Annotated in this window: 18 protein-coding genes; 8 read left to right on the top strand and 10 right to left on the bottom strand. The window is 61.0% G+C overall.

Annotated features, from left to right (window positions below; translation table 11 throughout):
* The first annotated feature begins 405 nt into the window (after nucleotides 1-405).
* The 8 genes from AC5I5B_RS23940 to AC5I5B_RS23975 all read left to right on the top strand — a co-directional run bounded on the left by AC5I5B_RS23940 (nucleotide 406) and on the right by AC5I5B_RS23975 (nucleotide 9,128).
* Nucleotides 406-876, top strand: a complete 471-nt coding sequence (locus tag AC5I5B_RS23940; RefSeq protein WP_112488630.1) for a heme-degrading domain-containing protein — start codon at nucleotides 406-408, stop codon at nucleotides 874-876.
* A 203-nt stretch (nucleotides 877-1,079) separates the two neighbouring features.
* Nucleotides 1,080-3,494, top strand: coding sequence for a TonB-dependent receptor (locus AC5I5B_RS23945; protein ID WP_174054718.1), 2,415 nt, complete (start codon nucleotides 1,080-1,082; stop codon nucleotides 3,492-3,494).
* A 65-nt stretch (nucleotides 3,495-3,559) separates the two neighbouring features.
* The gene (locus tag AC5I5B_RS23950; RefSeq protein WP_003504318.1) at nucleotides 3,560-4,477 is read left to right on the top strand and encodes an iron-siderophore ABC transporter substrate-binding protein; all 918 of its coding nucleotides are present in this window, start codon (nucleotides 3,560-3,562) and stop codon (nucleotides 4,475-4,477) included.
* Nucleotides 4,474-5,502, top strand: coding sequence for a FecCD family ABC transporter permease (locus tag AC5I5B_RS23955; protein ID WP_087746492.1), 1,029 nt, complete (start codon nucleotides 4,474-4,476; stop codon nucleotides 5,500-5,502). The genes AC5I5B_RS23950 and AC5I5B_RS23955 overlap by 4 nt, the downstream gene beginning before the upstream one ends.
* Complete coding sequence (locus AC5I5B_RS23960) at nucleotides 5,499-6,485, top strand: FecCD family ABC transporter permease (RefSeq protein WP_087746490.1); 987 nt, start codon at nucleotides 5,499-5,501, stop codon at nucleotides 6,483-6,485. The genes AC5I5B_RS23955 and AC5I5B_RS23960 overlap by 4 nt, the downstream gene beginning before the upstream one ends.
* Entirely contained in the window at nucleotides 6,472-7,269 is a 798-nt protein-coding gene (locus AC5I5B_RS23965) for an ABC transporter ATP-binding protein (RefSeq protein ID WP_112977547.1), read from the top strand. The genes AC5I5B_RS23960 and AC5I5B_RS23965 overlap by 14 nt, the downstream gene beginning before the upstream one ends.
* A gap of 295 nt (nucleotides 7,270-7,564) precedes the next feature.
* On the top strand, nucleotides 7,565-8,116 hold the full coding sequence (locus AC5I5B_RS23970) for an RNA polymerase sigma factor (protein WP_111798036.1): 552 nt from the start codon (nucleotides 7,565-7,567) through the stop codon (nucleotides 8,114-8,116).
* 58 nt (nucleotides 8,117-8,174) lie between these two features.
* The gene (locus tag AC5I5B_RS23975) at nucleotides 8,175-9,128 is read left to right on the top strand and encodes a FecR family protein (protein ID WP_174054719.1); all 954 of its coding nucleotides are present in this window, start codon (nucleotides 8,175-8,177) and stop codon (nucleotides 9,126-9,128) included.
* 25 nt (nucleotides 9,129-9,153) lie between these two features.
* Here the strand turns inward: AC5I5B_RS23975 and AC5I5B_RS23980 are convergent, their stop codons facing one another.
* The 10 genes from AC5I5B_RS23980 to AC5I5B_RS24025 form a co-directional block, all read right to left on the bottom strand.
* The gene (locus tag AC5I5B_RS23980; RefSeq protein WP_174054720.1) at nucleotides 9,154-10,542 is read right to left on the bottom strand and encodes an FGGY family carbohydrate kinase; all 1,389 of its coding nucleotides are present in this window, start codon (nucleotides 10,540-10,542) and stop codon (nucleotides 9,154-9,156) included.
* Nucleotides 10,542-11,804 carry an NAD(P)/FAD-dependent oxidoreductase gene (locus AC5I5B_RS23985; protein ID WP_174054721.1) on the bottom strand — a complete coding sequence of 421 codons (1,263 nt, stop codon included), beginning with the start codon at nucleotides 11,802-11,804 and terminating at the stop codon, nucleotides 10,542-10,544. The genes AC5I5B_RS23980 and AC5I5B_RS23985 overlap by 1 nt, the downstream gene beginning before the upstream one ends.
* On the bottom strand, nucleotides 11,801-13,198 hold the full coding sequence (locus tag AC5I5B_RS23990) for an NAD(P)/FAD-dependent oxidoreductase (RefSeq protein ID WP_174054722.1): 1,398 nt from the start codon (nucleotides 13,196-13,198) through the stop codon (nucleotides 11,801-11,803). Before AC5I5B_RS23990 ends, AC5I5B_RS23985 begins: the two co-directional genes overlap by 4 nt.
* A gap of 145 nt (nucleotides 13,199-13,343) precedes the next feature.
* The gene (locus tag AC5I5B_RS23995) at nucleotides 13,344-14,138 is read right to left on the bottom strand and encodes an ABC transporter permease (protein WP_174054723.1); all 795 of its coding nucleotides are present in this window, start codon (nucleotides 14,136-14,138) and stop codon (nucleotides 13,344-13,346) included.
* Nucleotides 14,139-14,150: 12 nt separating this feature from the next.
* Nucleotides 14,151-15,029, bottom strand: a complete 879-nt coding sequence (locus tag AC5I5B_RS24000; RefSeq protein ID WP_111794594.1) for an ABC transporter permease — start codon at nucleotides 15,027-15,029, stop codon at nucleotides 14,151-14,153.
* A complete protein-coding gene (locus tag AC5I5B_RS24005) occupies nucleotides 15,026-16,099 on the bottom strand; it encodes an ABC transporter ATP-binding protein (RefSeq protein WP_111820489.1) in 1,074 nt (357 codons plus the stop codon). The genes AC5I5B_RS24000 and AC5I5B_RS24005 overlap by 4 nt, the downstream gene beginning before the upstream one ends.
* A 276-nt stretch (nucleotides 16,100-16,375) precedes the next feature.
* Nucleotides 16,376-17,416, bottom strand: a complete 1,041-nt coding sequence (locus AC5I5B_RS24010; RefSeq protein ID WP_495752870.1) for an ABC transporter substrate-binding protein — start codon at nucleotides 17,414-17,416, stop codon at nucleotides 16,376-16,378.
* A 62-nt stretch (nucleotides 17,417-17,478) separates the two neighbouring features.
* Complete coding sequence (locus AC5I5B_RS24015) at nucleotides 17,479-18,144, bottom strand: RraA family protein (protein WP_003504292.1); 666 nt, start codon at nucleotides 18,142-18,144, stop codon at nucleotides 17,479-17,481.
* 15 nt (nucleotides 18,145-18,159) lie between these two features.
* Nucleotides 18,160-18,942 carry a carbon-nitrogen hydrolase family protein gene (locus AC5I5B_RS24020; protein WP_236775506.1) on the bottom strand — a complete coding sequence of 261 codons (783 nt, stop codon included), beginning with the start codon at nucleotides 18,940-18,942 and terminating at the stop codon, nucleotides 18,160-18,162.
* A 147-nt stretch (nucleotides 18,943-19,089) separates the two neighbouring features.
* On the bottom strand, nucleotides 19,090-19,998 hold the full coding sequence (locus AC5I5B_RS24025; protein ID WP_020813040.1) for a LysR family transcriptional regulator: 909 nt from the start codon (nucleotides 19,996-19,998) through the stop codon (nucleotides 19,090-19,092).
* Nucleotides 19,999-20,152 lie beyond the last annotated feature (154 nt).

Consider the following 20,152-nt stretch of genomic DNA (forward strand, 5'->3'; position numbering starts at 1 on the left):
CTCCCAGGCCGTCCATCAAGATCGAGGGGTAATTAATTGGAACGTTCCAATTTTGTCAAGTGACATCGCCATAGCAAAATCGAAAACTACGAAAGGCTCCGTCTAAAATCGCCAATAATGTTTTAATTTCAATGATATTATCATCTCTTTTGATTTCCATGATTTTCAGAAACCCTATGAAGTTTCGGCATAATTGCCATTGAAAAATGGAACGTTCCAAAATACGCTATTATTTCTTCTCAGCGGGAGCGAGGTGGGTCGAGTTTGCAATGCCGACGAACGCGAAGGCCGGCAGTGTTCGGCCAAGCCGGAACAGCGACGCTTGCCCTTCCGCCCTAATGGATCGTAGTTTACCGACCAACGCCTACGGCCGGTAAACGATCACCCCTCATTCCGGAGCAATGAATGACCACCGAAACGCCTTCGCTTGACGCCCTGCGGGCCGAACAAGCAGCCCTTCAGCTCAACACCTTCAACTATGACTTCGCCTGGAAGCTGGGCAGCCTGATAAGATTGCGGGCGGCGGCACAGGAGCTTCCCGTCGCAATCGAGATAAGGCACGGCACCGACGTGGTGTTCGCCAACCTGCTGCCGGGCGCGACCATCGACAATTTTGGATGGACACGCCGCAAATGCGCGGTCGTCCATCGTTTTCATCGCAGTTCGCTTCAGGTTCGGCTCGAAGCCGAGCGAAAGGGATACGACTTCAACGCAAAGTTCGGCCTGCCGGTCAGCGATTTCGTCGCCAGCGGTGGTGGATTTCCCCTCATCATCCGCGGAGGCACACTGATTGGCTCGGTGGGCGTCAGCGGACTGCCTGACGTCGAAGACCACAATCTTATTACACTCTGCCTGAAAGAAATGCTCGCAGGCTGACATGGTTCGATACAGGCCCTCGTCAAAACGGAAGAAGCCGTCCTTCGGATAAGCGGTCGCCAACCATTTCACGACCCGCAATTTTTTCTTTGGCCGAACGTCCCAAATCCCCAAAACCAAACGTCTACCTCACAAGCGGGCGTTTCATCCACGCTTTATGGTGGGCTGCGGCGTGTCGAATACCGTAGGATTTGGGGGTTTTGATGAGTAAGACAATTTCCGTCTCGCGTGGGGCCAAGGCGGGCCTGCGGGCGGCGCTTCTGGCCGGCACTGCCATTGCCATGAGCCCGGCAATACCGGCAATGGTGAGTGCGGCGAGGGCACAATCGGCGGAACGCACAATCTCGGTGCCTGCCGGACCTCTAACCCCGGCATTGAACAGCCTTGCCGCACAGACGGGATTGCAGATTCTCTTCGACGCATCTGTTGCCGCAGGCAAGAGAACCGCCGGAGTCAGCGGCACCCTCACCCCCGAAAAGGCGCTGAACGCCGTGCTGGCAGGCACCAATGTCAATGCACGCTTTGCCGGCAGCAACCGGGTGACCCTGTCGAGCGGGCCCGGCCTTTCAGCAGCAGGCACCGCACAGGACGGCACGACGGTGCTGGATGCCATCACCATTTACGGCGCGCGCGACGCGACAACGCTGAACAACACGACGGCGAGCGTCGGCATCGTCACCGCCAAGGCAATCGAGGATGGCCAGATCAGATATACGCAGGACGCTTACCGGCGGCTTGCCAACGTGCTCGACAGCGCGACGGTCAATGCCGGCTTCGTCATTCGCGGCATGAGTTCCGAGGGCTTCGTCCCCGGCGGGGCGCCGGTCGGATCGCTTTACGTGGATGGCATTCTCCAGACCCGTTACAATGCCCGTTTCGGTGCGAGAAGCCTCTGGGACGTCGAGCAGGTCGAGGTCTATCGTGGCCCGCAATCGACGCTCTCCGGCCGCGCCGCCATGTCGGGCGCAATCTATATCAAGTCGAAGGATCCGACCTTCGACAAGGAGCTGGAACTGTCCGGCACCGTCGGCAACAATAACCGGGTCGGCTCCGGCTTCGTCGTCAATACGCCTGTGGTCGAGGATCAGGTGGCGCTGCGCATTTCCGGTGCCTTCGAGCGTTCCCGTTCGGATGTTTCCTATTCGAATTTCAGAGACTACGCCGGTTATGACGACCTGACCACGGATATCAGCCGCAACATTCGAGCGAAGGTGCTCATAACCCCTTCCGAGATGCCGGATACGCGCGCCCTTCTGACCTACGTCTATTCGAAGGATCGTCCGAACGACCGGCTGGTCGGCCTCTATGACGGGCGCGGCGACTTCAACAACAATCCCGATACCTATACGGAATTCCGCTGGACCGAGGTCCATAATGTCGGTCTCGAAATCACCCATGATTTCTCCTCCAGCCTGCGGTTCACCTCCCAGACCGGCTTTCAATACGGCATAAACACACGCCGCTCCGTCGATGCGGGCACGCCCGGCCTGGTCACCGGCATCTGGGGTACGGACGACGATTCGATATTCACCCAGGAACTTCGCCTGAACTACGAAGAAGAACGGTGGAAGTGGGTCGCCGGTCTTTTCGGCAGCCATCAGGTCTTCGACGGCTGGTCGCGTTTTGTCGCGGAAGTGCCGGGCATACCCATGCCCGCACAGCTCGACGACCAGCAGAACCGCAAAACCTCAAACCTCGCCGCCTTCGGCGAGGCGACCTATGAGTTCGCGCCGAGCTGGTTCGTCACCGCCGGCGGCCGTCTGGACTATCTCGAGGAAACGAATACGGAGTTGAACTCCTTCGTCTTTTACGGGATGGATCCCTTCTTTTCCGGGGGTCCCGCATCCTTCGACGAGTTGAATTTCGTACCCAAGATCGGCCTCTCCAGGGAATTTAGCGAAAATCAAACGGTCGGCTTCACCTACACACAGGGTTTTCGTTCGGGCGGCTCCTATGTCAATCGCAGCGATCCGGCCTTCCCCCTCGTGACCTACGAACCGGAATATTCCCAGAGCTACGAGCTTTCTTACAAGGGAACCCTGCTGGACGACCGGCTCACCCTCAATGCCAATCTCTTTTATACCAAATATGAAGATCAGCAGATCGAAATCCGTCCCCCGTCTCTCATTCCGGGATATCGCATCACGGAAAATGCCGCGTCATCGCGCGCATGGGGTTTTGAAATCGAGCCGACCTATCAGGTGACCGACCAGTTCTCGGCTTTCGCCTCAATCGGTTATCTGAAAACCAAATTCCTTGAGTTCGATCACGGCGGTCTGGGCGAGCAATCCGGAAAGTCCTTCCCTGAAGCGCCGGAATGGACCCTCGGCTTCGGCGGGCGTTATGAGTTCGAGAACGGCGTTTATGTCGGCGCGGACGCCAAATACACCACGGAATACAATTCGCGCTTCGGCACGCGCGGCATGTACGAAATCGACTCCCGCTTCATCGTCAACGCCCAGCTCGGCTTCAAGAAGGACAATTGGGAGATAACCGCTTTTGCGGAAAACCTCACCGACGAAAAATACTTCACCGTTGTTGATCCGGATGCGGCCCTGCCATTCGGACAGGCCGGCCAAAGGCGGTCGTTCGGTGTCAATCTCCGTGCGAAATTCTGACAATCTGCGTTGCGGGGCGAAAGCCCCCGCAATACGCCTCCACGTTCATTGAATGGGTACCGGTCTTGCGCTTCTGTCTTGCCTTTCTTTTCCTCATCCTGCCCGCCTCCCTTGCCCACGCGGCCTGCCAGGGAAAGGAGATAACCGAAGGCGTTTATAACCCGCCCTTCTGCGTTCCGGCCGAAGTGAAGACGATCGTAACACTCGATCCGCTGCTGACCCTCGGGCTCCTCATCGAACTTGAGGCTCCCGTCGTCGCCACGCCCTATATGGCAATTCAGGATCCTGCGGTTCTTCAGGTCGTCAGGCAGGCGAAGATGATCGATCTGGGCAATCCGAAGGAGCCGAGCCTCGAGCGGATCGCGGCGCTGAAACCTGACCTCATCATCGGCAGCACCGAAGGCCATTCGCCGATCTATGAGACGGCGTCGAAGATCGCACCGACCGTCCTCGTCAACCACATGGACTGGAAGAAATATCTCGCGCTGCTCTCCGAAATGACGGGACGCAAGGGCGCCGCGCAGGAGGCGCTCGCCGCCTACGAAAAGCGGGTGACGTCGATCCGCGCGCGAATGAAGGATGTGACGGTTTCGACCGTTCGTTTCGCTCCCGGCCGGTTCGTCGTCTTCCTGGACGGTCCTGCCGCCTATGCGCCGTTTGCGGTGCTGCGCGAAGCCGGGGTAAAGCGCACGGCCTATGAGACGGTGACTGACGGCACCATCGTCAAGCGGCCGGATTGGGAGGAATTGGCCAATCTCGATGGTGACATCCTCCTTTATGTCTCCGCCAGCGGCTTCGAAAGCGGGCCGGACGATGCGCTCGAGCAGGAGGTCATCGGCAACCCGCTCTGGCAGCTTCTGCCCGCCGTGCGCAACGGGCAGGCCTACCGTGTCGATCGCATTGCCTGGCAGAGCTTCCACGGCATTGCTTCCGCAAACCGGATACTGGACGACATAGAGCGTTATGTTCTGGCGGATCGATGAACCGCAAACTATCCGGACGTTTTGTCGGTACCGATAGCGGCAAGGCTCTCGCCCTTGCTGCACTGCTGTGTCTACTTGCCGCCGCGTCGCTTCTTGCCGTGGCGCTCGGCACCGTGCGTATACCTCTATCCACCATTCTGGACGCGATTTTCCGGTTTGACGGGTCGCGAAACCACCTCCTCGTCGTGGCGGTTCGCCTGCCGCGTGTCATCGCAGCCCTTCTGGCCGGCAGCGCGCTTGCCGTCTCGGGGGCGATCATGCAGGCCATCACCAACAACCCCCTCGCCTCGCCGGGTCTGCTCGGCATCAATGCGGGTGCTGCCTTCGCAGTTGTCTCCATCATGACCTTTTTCGGTGCGGGTGTCGGCGATATCTACATCTGGTTCGCCTTTTTGGGCGCGGGTATCGCGGCGTTTGCCGTTACTTTGCTTTCCTCGTTCGGCCCCATCCGTCATTCACCGGTCGGGCTCATTCTTGCCGGTGCGGTCGTCGCGACCTTCCTCACGTCGCTCACCAGCGCCGTGCTCATCTTCGATCAAAGCACGCTCGATGCCGTGCGTATGTGGACGGCAGGCTCAGTGACGGGCAGAACCATGGCGCAGGCGGCAACTGTCGCGCCCTATATTGCCTTTGGCCTCATCGTCTCGCTTTTCCTCGGTCGGCATTTGACGACGCTGAGCCTTGGCGCGGATACCGCCCGCTCGGTCGGGCAAAATACGGCCCTCTGGCGCGGGGTGGCGATCGTCACCGTCATCCTGCTTGCCGGCGGCGCAGTGGCGCTTGCGGGGCCGATCGGCTTTATCGGCCTCATCGTCCCGCATATCGTCCGGATGGCCGTCAGCGTCGACTATCGCTGGATCATTCCGTTTTCGGCGCTTGGCGGCGCGCTGCTCGTGGTCGGGGCGGATATGGCCGGGCGCATGGTATTCGGCAGCCAGAATTTTCCCGTGGGCGTGACGATCGCGCTTGTCGGCGCGCCGTTTTTCCTATGGCTCGCACGCAACCGGATGAGAGGCGAAACATGATCCGCCTTTTCCTTGCGCTTACCTTGTTGCTCGCGATCCTTGTCCTCGCAAGCCTCGCATTGGGTGACATTTCGTTATCCTGGCCGGCCCTGTTCGATGTTTTTGCCGGCGGACCAGCGGCAAACCCGCAGGATGCGATCATCGTCCTCGACCTGCGCCTGCCGCGCGTGCTGCTTTCTATCCTTGTCGGAATGGCTCTTGCGACCGCGGGCACCATATCGCTCGCCATCATGCGCAATCCGCTTGCCGAACCCGGAGTGCTCGGCATCAACAGCGGCGCGGCCGCAGCCGTCATGGCCGTCATCGTTCTCATGCGGGACCCACCGGTGGCGCTGCTTCAGGCCGCCGGTTTCGGCGGCGCGGTCCTGATGGCGGCGGCGGTCTATCTCCTTGCCTGGCGAGGGGGAGCCTCGTCGCTTCGCATTATCCTGATCGGGATCGGGCTCGGCGCACTCGCCACCGCCGGCACGACTTTCCTCTCCGCCTTCGGTGAGATCGGCGACGTCCAGCGGGCGATGGTCTGGCTTGCCGGCAGCGTCTACGACGCCACCATGATCAAGGTGCGGCTTCTCGCCTTGTGGCTCATCCTGCCCGCTACACTCGCATGGATGGCCTCACGCGAACTCGATCTCATCCGGTTCGGCGATAATTCAGCAAAAAGCCTCGGCCAGCCGGTCGATCGCATTCGCGGCCTGATGATCGTGCTCGTCACGGTCCTCTCCGGCGCGGCCGTTGCCGTCTCTGGTCTCATCGGCTTCGTCGGCCTCGTCGCACCGCATATCGCCCGCAGGCTCGTCGGAGCGTCTCACGCCCGCATTTTCCCTGTCGCCGCTCTTGTCGGTGCGTGTCTGGTCGTCGCTGCCGATCTCCTGGGGCGCACCGTCATTGCGCCTGCGCAATTACCCGCGGGGATCGTTACCGGGCTCGTGGGAGCTCCCTTTTTCGCATATCTTCTCTGGGGACGCCGCCATGATCGTGGATGAGCAAAAAGTCGCCGAAAAGCTGGCAGGCGAGGCCATTACACTCGCCTATGACCGCCGCCCTGTCGTCGAGAATCTCGATCTCATCATCCCGGACGGCTGCTTCACGGCTCTTATCGGCCCCAACGGCAGCGGCAAGTCCAGCATCCTGCGCAGCCTTGCCGGCCTGATGACGCCGCTTCGGGGGACCATCCTGCTTGATGGTCGGGACATCGCGACGCTGTCGACCAGACATATGGCGCGCCGGGTCGGCATGCTCCTGCAGGGGCCAGTCGCGCCGGAAGGCCTGACGGTTCGAGATCTCGTCCGCCAGGGCCGCTATCCTCACCGCTCCCTCTTCGGCCGCTGGTCGGTTGAGGACGAGACGGCCGTCAACGAGGCGCTTATACTAGCGGGCATGGACACGCTTGGCGATCGCCTGCTCGACAGCCTTTCCGGCGGTCAGCGCCAGCGCGCATGGATCGCCATGACGCTTGCACAGCAAAGCGAGGTGATCCTGCTTGATGAACCCACGACCTACCTCGACCTCGAGCACCAGATTGAACTAATGCATCTGGTGACGCGGCTGGTCAGCCGCCATGGCAAGACCGTCGTCGCGGTACTGCACGACATCAATCAGGCTGCCCGCTATGCCGAACACATCATCATTCTCAAGAACGGCGAAATCACCGCCGCCGGCCGACCGGCGGACGTGATCTCGGCGGATACCATCGAGACCGTCTTCAACGTCAAGACTGTGGTGATCCGTGATCCGGTCGCCGGAACCCCGCTCTGCATCCCGCTTTAAGCGGCGCGGCTTAAGGCCGTTTTCCAGTTACAAAATTGTCACACCAGCTACCTTTTCAAACGAAGCTGGAGACTAGAACCCTCCTTCCCGCCGAAACATTTGAGAGTGAAATCCGCAATAAAATCAGGCATAAAGATGAGTATTAATATCATCTTTATGCCTGCCGTAAGTTCAACGTTCGAACCGTTCTAACCTGTTGTACTTGCAAGCAATCTTTGAAGCCGGTAGCGATTTTACCATTGGCACCCGAGAAACAAACGCACGGGTGAGCCCGGTTATTGCGAATTGAGTGCCGATGTCGAACCCCTCATCTTCTCCGCCTTCCTGGGACATTCCCGACAGCAATGACCTGCTGAACCGGGCGATGGAGATTTATTACCACGACATCACGGCTGCGGTTCACCGCAGGGGGCATCCGCGCTCCACGGCGCGGGACGTGGTGCATGATCTTTATGTCAGGCTCGCCGCAAAACCAGATATCCTGCAAAACAAGCGATCGGTGAAGGCATTCCTTTGCCGCGCGGCGATCAATCTCGGCATCGACAGGATGCGGCGGGAGACCATGGAATCGCGACTGTTTTCCGGTTCCGAGCGCGAGGCGATGGCGGTGGCGAGCGCAGGTCCGACACCGGATCATGCGCTGGAGATCGAAGCACGCATCGCAATTCTTCGTCAGGCGATCACCGAACTGCCGACGCGCCGGCGCGTCGTCTTCATCCTGCACCGGCTGCATCATCTCACACCGGATGAAATTTCGGCAAAACTCAACATCTCCAGAAACATGGTGGACAGGCATCTGCGCCACGCCTTCGCCCACTGCCTCGACCGGCTGCTTCTGATCGGCTAAACGTCCCAAATCGGCGATGCCAAACGTCTAGAAGACAAGGGAGCTGCTGGAGACGCCAATGCGTGAGAACGAAGCGATGAACGCTCAGCGAAAACGCAACCGCGAGGCTGCGGACTGGTTGCTCCGCAATGGTGATCCCCAGCAATCGGCCGAAGACAGGGCACGCTTCACGGACTGGCTCAACGATCCGGAAAACTGTCGCACCTATAGTGCCGCCGAGCGACTGATGGGCGACGCACGCAAAGCCATCCAGTCGGACCCGAAGCTCGCCAGCATAAAAGCCACGCCGCGTAACCTTGCGAAACCCGTCGCAACCACCGTCGTTCTTTTCGCCATGGCAACCGCGACCTTTTTCCTTCTCGACGGCCCGATGCGTCTTCAGGCGGACGTCATCGCCGGGACAGATGAGATGCCGGTCATCGACCTTGAGGACGGCTCCAGAGTTCAGCTCAACGCTTCCTCAGCAATCGCCATCGATTTCAACCGGACCCGGCGAACGGTCCACCTTCTGCGCGGGCAGGCCTATTTCGAGGTTGCCCATGCGCCGGAACGACCCTTCAGCGTCGAAGCCGGAACCACGCGCGTGACGGCCCTCGGGACCGCCTTCGACGTCCGCTACGGCGAGACCGACACGGAGGTGACCGTAACCGAAAACGCGGTCCTTCTTGAACCGGACAATGATGGATCGTTCTCCCGGCGCGTCCAGCAGGGCGAACAGGCGACCTATGATCGCATGAAGGGCGAAACAAGCGTCCAGCCGGTCGATAGTCTCGCCGCACTCGCCTGGAAGCGCGGACAGATCGCCGTCGACAATGCGCCGCTTTCTTATGTCGTTGAAGAAATGAACCGCCATTTCGGCGGCAGGATCGTCATCGCCGGAAGCTCGCTCGCCGCCAGACGCGTGAGTGGAACAGTCGCGATCGCCGACACCGACGCCGCCCTTTCATTCGTGAGGGAAGCGCTCGGCGTGAAGGCGACAAGGCTTGGTCCGCTTATCGTCATCCGCGACTGACGTGGCCATCTCGTAAACAAGCGCCTCACCCGCCCCGCGCATTGTCTATGGCGCGTGCAAAGCGGGCGTGGTCGGCGGCCCCGACCGATCCGTCAGGCGTGAATATCTCGGCATCGTTTCGCATGGCGGCTACATCGATGCCGCAGAGTTCCGCCAAGCCGAGCGCCGTCAACTCGCGCATGGCCGGCACGCGAATGGTCCGGCCACTGGCTGCGGCCAGAAAGCGGGCGAAATAGCGACTGTTCGACAAGCCGCCATCGATGGAGATCATGTCGCCTATGGGAGCGACAACCGACGCCGCCTCGATCAGCCCGGCCGTCAGCAGGGCAATGCCTTCCAGCACGGCGCGCACCATGTCACTTCGTTCCGTGGTGTGGTCCATGCCGATGAAAAGCGGCACGGCCTGCCTGTCCCAATAAGGCGCGGCAAGGCCCGAAAGGGCGGGCACGAATACAGGGCCGCGGCGAATGGCCGAGGGTCCCTCGAAACCGTCGAGTTCGGCACTATCTGCGTATAGGCCGATCTTTTTCGCCCATTCGAGCGCCGCGCCGGCATCATAGACGCCGCCTTCGATGGCGAAGACGGCGGGCGCGCCCTGCATCTGCCAGCCGATGGTCGGCAGAAGCTCGCCCGTCAACGGACGCCCGCTACCGGCAACGGCCAGCAGAAAGGCCCCGGTTCCGAAGGTTATCTTGCAATCGCCGGCCTTGCGGCAGCCATGCCCATAAAGCGCGGCCTGCTGATCGACAATGGAAACGCGGATGGACGTACCCTCGACCGCGCCAAAACCGCCATCGACAGGACCGATCATGGGCAGGCAATCCATCGGCACGCCGTGAAGCGCGCAGAGTTCAGGGCTCCAGTCTCCGGTTGAGAGATCAAGCAGCCCCGTGCGCGACGCCGTAGCAAGGTCCGTGCGGAAACAGCCCGTCAGCCGGTCCAGAAAAAAAGTATCAGTGGTGCCCAGCCGCAAACGCCCTGCGGCCCTTGCCTGCGCCACTGCCGGATTGTGCTTGACCAGCCAGGCCAGTTTGCTGGCCGAAAAATAGGGATCAAGCGGCAGCCCGCAAATCTCTTTCGAACGATCCGTTGCCGATGGCGGCAGGGCGGCCAGCGCTTCGGCGGTGCGGGCATCCTGCCAGACGATAACCGGCGACAGCGCCTCGCCGCTCACGGCATCCCACGCCAGACAACTCTCGCCCTGATTGGCGATGGCGATGGCGTCCACCGGTCCGGCGGCAGCCAGCACCGCGCGAATATTGCGCAGCAGTTCTTCCGGATCATGTTCCACATGGCCAGCGGCCGGGTAAAATTGCGCGTGACGCCGGCTGGCCACGACCTCCGCCGTGCCGCTATCGCTCACCACAAGGCACCGGGTCGATGTCGTCCCCTGATCGATCGCCGCAATGCGCATCAATTGGTCTCCCGAAAGTGAAAGGCAATCTGGCTCGCTTCAAACGCAGCGCCGGGAATGGGCACCAGCACACGGCGTTCAGGGCGCCACAGGCCGGTCTTGCTCCACACTTCCGTTCCGTCGAGACGAAGCGAAAGCCGGCCTTGAACGCGTCTGGTGAAACGAAGCTGAAAATCGCGAAATGCCGGTCTATCGAGTCCACCCGGCCGCAACATGGCTGGAACCGCCAGTTTGAGCGGATCGGCGAAGGCAACGGGAACCCCCGGCGCGTTGCAGGGTTCCCGGGCGAGATCGTCAGCCACCGACGCGCCAACGCGGTGGCCTTCGCGAAACGCCCAGCCGCCCGTTTCCACGGCTCGCAAGACATTCCCGCTGGCGAAGAAAATCGGATTGGCCATCCGTCCGTCCTGATCGATCAGCGGCCCGGCACTGCCTGCCGCAACATCCACGGGGGATGCATTGAGAAGCGCTGCCTCCGGCGTGAATCGCCCGGTGAGCAGAACACCGTCGCATTGAACGGTCAGGATGCGGCCATCCGCCAGACGGATATCGGCCTCCTCGACACGGTCACGCCCGCGAATATCCGTGAGTGTCGCACCACAATGAAAGGGCACCCCGACCAGTCGCGGAAACCAATGAAAAGGCGACCGCGCCAGCGGATGAGGCTCCGGCTCGATCATCGCGACCGGTCGGGCGCGATGGGTGAGGCAGGTCAGAAGTGCGGAAAAGGAAACCAGCTCCGAACCGATGATCAACGGCCGGCGAAAGGGCATGATACCGTGAAAGGCGACATAGGATTGCAGCGTGCCAGTAGTGACCACGCCCACCGGCCGGTCGCCGGGCAGAAGCCGCACGGAGCGTGGTTTTTCCCGTGCGCCGGTCGCCAGCACGATGCGCCTGGCCTGCAGTGTCTCGACGCCACGCGCCGATGTCACCAGCAGCGCGCCATCTTGCCCGAGTTCCACCACGGAATGACCGGTGCGGATATCGACACCCGCCTCCTGTGCTTGCCGCTGCAGGTGTTGTGCATAGGCGGGGCCGAAATAAATCCGTCTGAATTCGCGCATGCCGAAGGGCGAGTGCAGGCAATGCCGGGTCGCACCGCCAAGGGCCGGCTCGCGGTCGAGGATCATCACACGGGCGATACCGCGCGCTTTCAGTTCCAGCGCCGCGGCCACGCCCGCCGGGCCGCCGCCAACCACGATTGCATCCGCATTCTCAGTGCTTGGATGCTCTCGTTGAAAGGACTCCACGGCGCTCATCGGTCGTCTCCCTCCCGAACGGCAAGCGGGGTTGCCAGACGGTCGCCCGTCATCGCTGCCAGCCGGGCGTTGCAATAAAAGCCCTGGCAGCGGCCCATGCCGGCCCGCGTGCGTCGCCGCAGCCCGCCGAAATCACCGGGCGGCACCGGGCTTAAAAATGTCGCCTCGATCTCGCGGCGGGTGACGAGTTCGCAATGACAGACGATTTCGCCGTGATCGGCGCGCTGCCAGTCCCGCTCACAGGTTTCGGTCAGGTTGGGCATCGTCACTTCGGGGACTGATGGCGGCGGGGCAAAACCCCTACCGAAACCCTCGTGGAGTGTCAAAGCATGCTGCGCCAGCCCGAGTGCTGCGCTGAGACCCGTGGAACGCACCCCACCGAGCGTAATGGCGCGCCGCTCGGGCCGCGCGAAAATCCGGTAATGTTTCTTTTCAGAGGCCGGCCGAAGACCGGCATAAACGGCGGTCACGGAAACAGAGGCCAGCGCCGGAACGATCTCCGCACCGCGTTTCAGCAGCGCTTCCAGCGTCGCCGTTTCGACCGTCGCCCGCTCGCGCTCATCCTGCTCTTCCGCCGTCGGCCCGACGAGAACATTACCGAAGGCGGTGGGGCACACCACGATGCCCTTGGTGATTTCGGTCGGAACGGGAAGGATGATGCGCGGCACATGCCGGCGGGCAGCCTTATCAAGCACAACAAACTGCCCCTTGCGGGGCTTGATGGTAAATTCGGGTGATAGCCCCAGACGCGCATCGACGATATCGCCGAACAGGCCGGCGGCATTGACGACGCTCGCGGAAAGGATCGCGCCCGCCGTCGTCTCGATCCGCCACACGCCGTCGAACACACCGGACAGGACTTCCGCGTTTCGCACCAGCTGCGCGCCCAGCGCCACCGCCTGCGTGAGATAGCCAAGCGGGGCGGACCACGGGTCGATGATATGTTCGCCCCGGACTTCAAGCGCTGCCACAAGACGCTCGGACAGGCCCGGCACGGTTTCACGGGCCTGCCCGGCCGCGAGGAGCTCAAGTCCGGCAATGCCGTTGCGCCGCCCCTGATCGGCGATCGCCTGCAATTTTTCCGCCTCAGCCGGGTTCCAGGCGCAGACGAGCGCGCCGGTTTCGACGAGGCTAAGACCCATCTGCCCATGAATGGAAAGATATTCCGCCCGGCCCGCCTTCACCAGTTCCAGTTCCAGACTGCCTTCCGGCGCATCGAAGCCGGTATGGAGGATGGCGCTATTGGCCTTGGAGGCGCCGGAGAGGATATCGGGGCCTTTTTCGATGACCACCACCTTCGCACCGGCCAGCGCGAAACGGCGGGCGACCGCGCAACCGACCACACCGGCGCCAATGACGGCAACGTCGAATTCCGTGGAGGGGGTCTGAGCCATGGGCTTCCCTTTGCCTTCGTCCTTCAAAGCGAAATCAACAGGCGCGACGGATCGCACCGATGCAGCAGCGGCGTTCATAAACGAGAGTGAAATTCGCGCCTGTGCCAGTAGGGGCAGCCAGCACCAGCCGGTGGCCCCGCCGACTTTACTTCACGAAAGTCTTGGTCAGGCCCGCCGTGCGGTCGACGATGAGAACGACGGCAAGGGTGAGCACGATCAAAAGAACGGAAATGGCCGCAACAAGCGGATCCGCTTGCGTTTCCACATGCTGATACATGGCGACGGGAAGCGTGGTGATGCGCGGGCCGGTGAGGAACAGCGAAATCACCGCTTCATCGAACGACACGAGAAAGGAAAGTGCGGCCGTCGCCACGACGCCCGGCGCGATCATCGGTATGGTCACGCGTCGGAAGACCGTGAGCGGCGATGCCCCGAGTGTCGAAGCAGCCTCCTCGAAGATCAGCGGCAGGCCCGCAAGCGAGGTGGTGAGGACGCGGAGCGCATAGGGCAGCACGATGATGAGATGCGCGATCACCAGACCAGTGAAGGTGGCGAGCAGGCCGGCGCCAGCGAAGACGATCAGGATCGCGAGGCCGAGCACGATGGTGGGCAGGAGCAGCGGAGCCGTGAAGAAGGCGAGAAGCGCATCCGCGCCGATCACCCGCATGCGCACGATGGCATAGGAGGCAGGCAGCGCGATCAGCATGGACAGCACGGTGACGATGACGGCGAGAAGGGTGCTGGTGCCGAGCGCCGCCATCATCTTGGAATTATGCATGAGTTCCACATACCAGCGCAGGCTCCAGCCGGAGGGCGGAAAGGCCATGTAGCTGTCGGCCGAAAACGAGATCGGCACGACGAGAACCACGGGCGCCAGCAGGAAAAGGAACATGATGAAGGCGACGATTTTCAGCGCCAGCGGAGCGGGACGTTCTTCCATCTTCGATCTCCTTTAAAGAATGGCCCGCAGAAGCCGGGAATAGAGCACCAGCGCCGCACCGAAGATTACGAGAATGATCATCGACAGCGTCGCAGCGAGTGGCCAGTTGAGCGTCACGATGGCCTGATCGTAGATTTCCGTCGCCAGAAGGAAGACGCGCCCACCGCCGAGCAGCTTGGGGGTGATGAACGAACTGACCGCCAGAACGAAGGAGAGCAGGCAACCGAGCGCGACGCCGGGCATGGTGAGCGGCACGATGATCCGCCAGAACACCTTCCAGGGCGACGCGCCGAGTGTTTCGGCCGCTTCCTCGACACGTGGATCAAGCCTGCCGAAACCGGCAAGCAGCGCCAGGATCATATAGGGCATCAGGATTTCCGTAAGACCGATGACGACACCAACCTTGTTGAACAGCAGCCGCACGCCGTTTTCGGCGCCGAGTGCGAAGAGGATGTTGTTGATGAGGCCGTCATCAGCAAGGATCGCGATCCAGCCATAGGTGCGCACCACGGCCGAGGTCAAAAGCGGCGAAATGACCAGCACCAGCAGCAGGGTTTTCCAACGGCCCTGCGCCCGGTGAAGGTAAAGGGCGATGGGATAGGAGGCGATGAGTGTCAGAACCGTGATCAGAAGGCTTGTCAGGATGCTCTGGCCGATCAGTTCGATATAAAAACCGTCGGTCAGCGTGGACGACCAGTTGTCGAGCGTGTGGGCTTCCCCGAGACCGCCGCCGCCGAGGCTTTCACGGAAGGAAAGCAAAAGCAGGTTGAAGACGGGCATCACGAAGGCAAGGCCATTGACCGCGATGATCGGCCCGAGAAGAAGCGTTGCGAGAAACACCATGGAGGATGTGCGGCTGCCGGGAGCCGTGATCATGACCGCCGCCGTCATTGGTCTACTCCGAAGACCAGCGTGTCCTCCACGCGCCAGATGAGGCTGACCGCACTGCCGGCCGCAACCGGCGTTTCGCCGCCGGAGGTGGCGCGCTCCACCGACAATGTCTGCCCGCCCGCAGCGATCTCGTAATGAAGGATATCGCCGGCATAATAGACGTCACGAACCTCACCGGTGATGCGGTTGACCGGCGCGCCATCGAAATCTGGCACGGCGTCATCAGCAACCGTCATGGCCATGCGGTGCGGCCGCACCATAAGGTCGATCTTGCCATTGTGCGAACCGGGTGCCCGCAATACCGCATCGCCGACCGTGATGTGATCGCCGACCGCGTTTCCGACCAGCCTGTTGGTGCGGCCGACGAAGGAGGCGACGAAAGCCGTTGCCGGACGCTCGTAAAGATCATGCGGGGTGCCGAGCTGTTCCAGACGCCCGCCATTGAGGACGGCGACCTTGTCGCACATGCTGAGCGCCTCGACCTGATCATGCGTGACGAAGATGGAGGTGATGCCGAGCTGCTTCTGGATGCGGCGGATTTCCGAGCGCATCTCGTCGCGCAGCTTGGCATCGAGATTGGAAAGAGGCTCATCGAACAGAAGGATGGAGGGCTGGATGACAAGCGCACGCGCCAGTGCGACGCGCTGCTGCTGGCCACCGGAAAGCTGGACGGGACGGCGGTCCTCGCGCCCTTCCAGGTGGACCATGGCAATCGCCTCGCGGGCACGCCGTTCCGCTTCGGCAGCCGGCACCTTGCGCATTTCAAGTCCGAACATGACGTTCTTGAGGACCGTCATATGCGGGAAGAGCGCATAGCTCTGGAAAACAAGGCCAATGTCGCGCTTATAGGGTGCAAGCTGCGTCACGTCCTTGCCGTTGATCAGGATTGAACCTGACGTCACGGGGGCAAGGCCCGCAATCATGCGCAGCGACGTCGACTTGCCGCAACCCGACGGACCGAGGAAGGCAACCAGCTCGCCCTTGGGTATCTCGAGGTTGAGATTATCCACGGCGACCATGGTCTCGTAGCGCTTGGTCAGTGAACGAATCGAGAGAAATCCTGGCTGCATGATGTCTGAAGTTCCCATTCCGGCTTTTTGCCTTTCTCCAGAACATGTCCCACCCCGGCGGGGTCTCGGACATGTTCTGTCCCTTGATCTATGCAATCACGGCGGAAATTCACCTGCGCTGTGCGCGGCGCTTTCCCTAACGCAGACCCTCGAGCCACCTCACTCCTCCATCGACCCCGACACCGACGGAGGAAATGAGCCGAGGCCTATACCGTTTCCGCACCAGCCCGGAGGGATGCGGAAGTCTTGCCATTTTTCACGCCGGGCGCGAAAGCCTTAGCGGCTGAGCGGGATTACCTTGCGGCGCCAGTCCTGCGTGATCTGGTCGCGAACCTTCGAGAGGCCGATCCAATCAACCGGGATAACCTTGTCCATCGCCTTGACGACCGTGCGATCACTCACATCGGCAGCGACCGTGGCCTTGGCGTTGGTCGGCGCATAATACATGGCGGCGGTAAAGGCGGCCTGGGCTTCCGGGCTCAGCGCATAGTCAACGAACTTGCGGGCCGCCTCGGACGATGGGCCGCCCTTGACGAGGTTGAGCGTGTTGATCTGCAGGATCGTGCCTTCTTTCGGCAGAACCACCTTCATCTTGCCCTTGGAACCATCGGCATTCACCTGGCTGCGGGCGTTCCAGCCCACGCCCAGCGACACCTGGCCATTGACGACATTCGGATAGACTTCCGGCTTCGGTTCCCAGGTCTGAATGTTCGGCGCCACTTCCGCCATCGCATTGATGCCGGCATCGATGTTCTTGATGAAATCGGTGCCGCCATTCATGTGGTCCATGATGATGGTCGTGCCGATACCGACGATGTCAGGGGCGCTGAGCATGGCGACCTTGCCCTTGAAGGCGCTGTCTTTCAGGGCATTCCAGCTGTCCGGTGCGGTCTTGATCGCATCGGTGTTGTAGATGAGAACGAGGTTGTCGAAGGTCACGCCAACGCCGGCGACGCCCTCGAAGCGGGCGTTCGGATAGAGGTCGGCGACATTCTTCGTAACGCTTTCATCGATCTTGTCGAACAGGCCTTCATCCGTGCCGGTCTTGGCGACAGAAACATCCATCAGCGCAATATCGGCCTGCGGCGCAGCCTCCTGGGCGCGCAGCGAGCCGAGCATGGCGGCAGAACCCTGCTGCGGGAAATAATCGACCTTGATGTCAGGGTTGGCGGCCATGAAAGGCTCGATGACGGCCTTGGTGTAACGCTCCTGGAAAAGGCCGCTATAACCGAGGAACGTTACGGTCTGCTGGGCGTGCGCCGGCAGGGCGGCCGCACCAAGCATGAGAATCCCACTCAGAAGTATCGTTTTCTTCATTGTCCTGTTCTCCTCTATTGTTATTGGGAGTGGCGAACGGATCCGCCACCCGTAAGATTGTGTCAGGCGCTCAGCTTGGCCTGGACGAATTTATTGGCCCCGGAAATATCAGGCAGCTTCTCGCCGTTGCGCAGGCGTTCCAGAAGCACGAGTTCAGCTTCCTGCATGCCGATGGCGCGCTCCGCCATGGCACGCGCCTGGCTCGGATGAAGGGCGACGACGCCGCTTTCATCGCACAGGATCGCATCGCCCGGATTGATCACCTGGCCGCCGACGCTGATCGGAATGTTGATCGCACCTTCCAGACCAAGGATCTTGGTGGTGATCGGCGACGGGCCGCGGCACCACATGGGCATGTCGACCTTGGTGAACTCGGAGAAGTCAGTCGCCGGGCCATCAACGACGCCGGCTTTGACGCCAGCCATCTTCATCGTGTTGGTGATGACACCGCCCCAGCAGGCGTGGCGGGTGTCACCGCAACGGTCGATGAGGACGATATCGCCCGGACGCACGAGTTGCGTCAGGTAGTGGAGCATGGTCGAATCCGCGTTCGGGATACGCAGGGTGACGGCGGTGCCCGCCACGCGCTTGCCCGGAAGAACGGCCCGGATTTCAGGATCGACAAAGCCGGAGTGAAGCACATGACCGATCGTTGCGACTTCGACCTTCTCAAGAAGCTCGATAATGTCGCCGCTGATCTGTTCCGGCATGGGGTTGACGATAAACATCAGGTCTTTCTCCGATCAGAGAACATGGTGGTTTGCCACCGGCACATTGGCGCGCACCTTGGCCGAATAGTCGAAGTCGAGGGCAGCCCCCGCTGTTCCGACAGTGTCAGAGCACTGGGCGACGATGTGGCCCCAGGGATCGATGACCATGGAATGACCCCAGCAGGCCTTCTTGCCACCCGCGTGGGCGCCTATCTGGCCGACAGCGAGGAAATAAGTCTGGGTTTCGACGGCGCGGGCACGAGCCAGCACCTCCCAATGGTCCTTGCCTGTCATCAGCGTGAAAGCGGCTGGCAGAACGATGACATCTGCGCCCTTGTCCCGCAGGGCGCGGAACAATTCTGGGAAGCGGATATCGTAGCAAATGCCGCAACCAACCGTCTTGTCACCGACCTTATAGGTCACGACCTCTTCGCCACGGGCCACGGAATCGGATTCGCGATAGCTGATGCCGTTCGGCGTATCGACGTCGAACAGGTGAATCTTGCGGTACCGGGCAATCTGCTTGCCATCAGGACCGAAAACGAGTGTCGAATTATAGAAGCGGTTGCCTTCCTTCTCCACGATGGAACCGGCGTGCAGCGTGATCGCATGTTTCTTTGCGAGCCCCGAAAGCAGCGTGTAAATCTCGCCACCGGGGAATTCTTCCCCGCTCTCATGCATTTCCTGAGGGTTATCCCCAAGAAAAGCAAAGTATTCTGGAAGAACAACGAGGTCTGGACTATCAGACTTCACTGCCTTCTCAATCAAATCGGCAGCAACCTTAAGATTTTCTGCCTTGTCATTCTGGGTATTCATTTGAACAAGTGAGACTTTCACGTTGCTCTCCTCTCATGTTGCGAGGAGAATTAAGAACGGGAACTGTTTTCCTGACAAACGGAAAAACTCTATCGAAACCCATAAGATAAGCTTATGGATTAATCATTTTGCGCCGCAGCATAAAATTTAAGCCGCAGCGATCATCCATTGCGTGGTGGTTTCACTAACGATTTCCGTCGCCATGTCGGCGATGGCCCGGGCGAGCGCATTGTCGCCGCGCTCCTGGTAAACCGTGTGAAAGGTAAGGGGCGGCACCGGCGGCGTGATGTCGAGAATACGCGCTTCGCCCGATTTGATGATGCCGTCCACCAGCACGCGCGGCAGCGCGCCCACACCAACAGCGGTCGCCACCAGCCGGGTCATGATCGACAGCGAATTGGAATTATAGATGCGGCTGTCGGACAGGCCATGGGAATCGAGAAGCGCGCGCAATGCCTGGTGCGGCTGCGACCCGGTCGAGAAGGTAAGCAGCGGAAAATGCGCGATATCTTCGAGCGTGACACCCGTTTCCGGCAGCGGCAGCTCGACAGCGCCGACCCAGCAGGATTCGAAGGTACAGAGCGGTGAGTTGTAGATATCGGCGGCCATGATCGGCCCCATGATAAAACCGACATCCACCTCGCCGTTCTGGATGCGCTGGGAAAGTTTCAGGCTGGTATCGATGGTCAGATCGAGGCTGACACCGGGATATTGTTCGTTCATGCGGCGGATGAGCAGCGGCAGCCAGGCATAGACGATCGTATCGGCGGCACCGATGCGCACGGTGCCCCTCAACGCTTCCCGGTTACTGACGATCTGCCGGAACTCGCCGGTGAGGTTGACGATCTTTTCGGCATGCTGCAGCGCCAGACGACCGGCGGGCGTCAGGTTGACGCAGCGCACATCGCGCGTGAACAGCACGACACCGAGCTCACGCTCCAGCGCGGCAATCCGGTTGGAGACCGACGCCTGCGTCGTGTGCAAACGTTCCGCAGCCGCCGAAAAGCTGCTCAATCGTGCTGCCCAGAGGAAAGTTTCGAGGAATCGCGTGTTCATGGGGTCCATCTCCTCGCATGGCTCCGCGATCCAGCTCTGCGTCTCTGGCTTCGTCTTGCCCTTGGCCTTTTTGGTTCAGGAGCCAGTATGTCCGATGCGCGCGCCGATAAGCAAGGGATCAACGCCGGCGCCTCCCTTTCTCATTGGGGTCGCG

Source organism: Agrobacterium sp., from assembly GCF_059499945.1.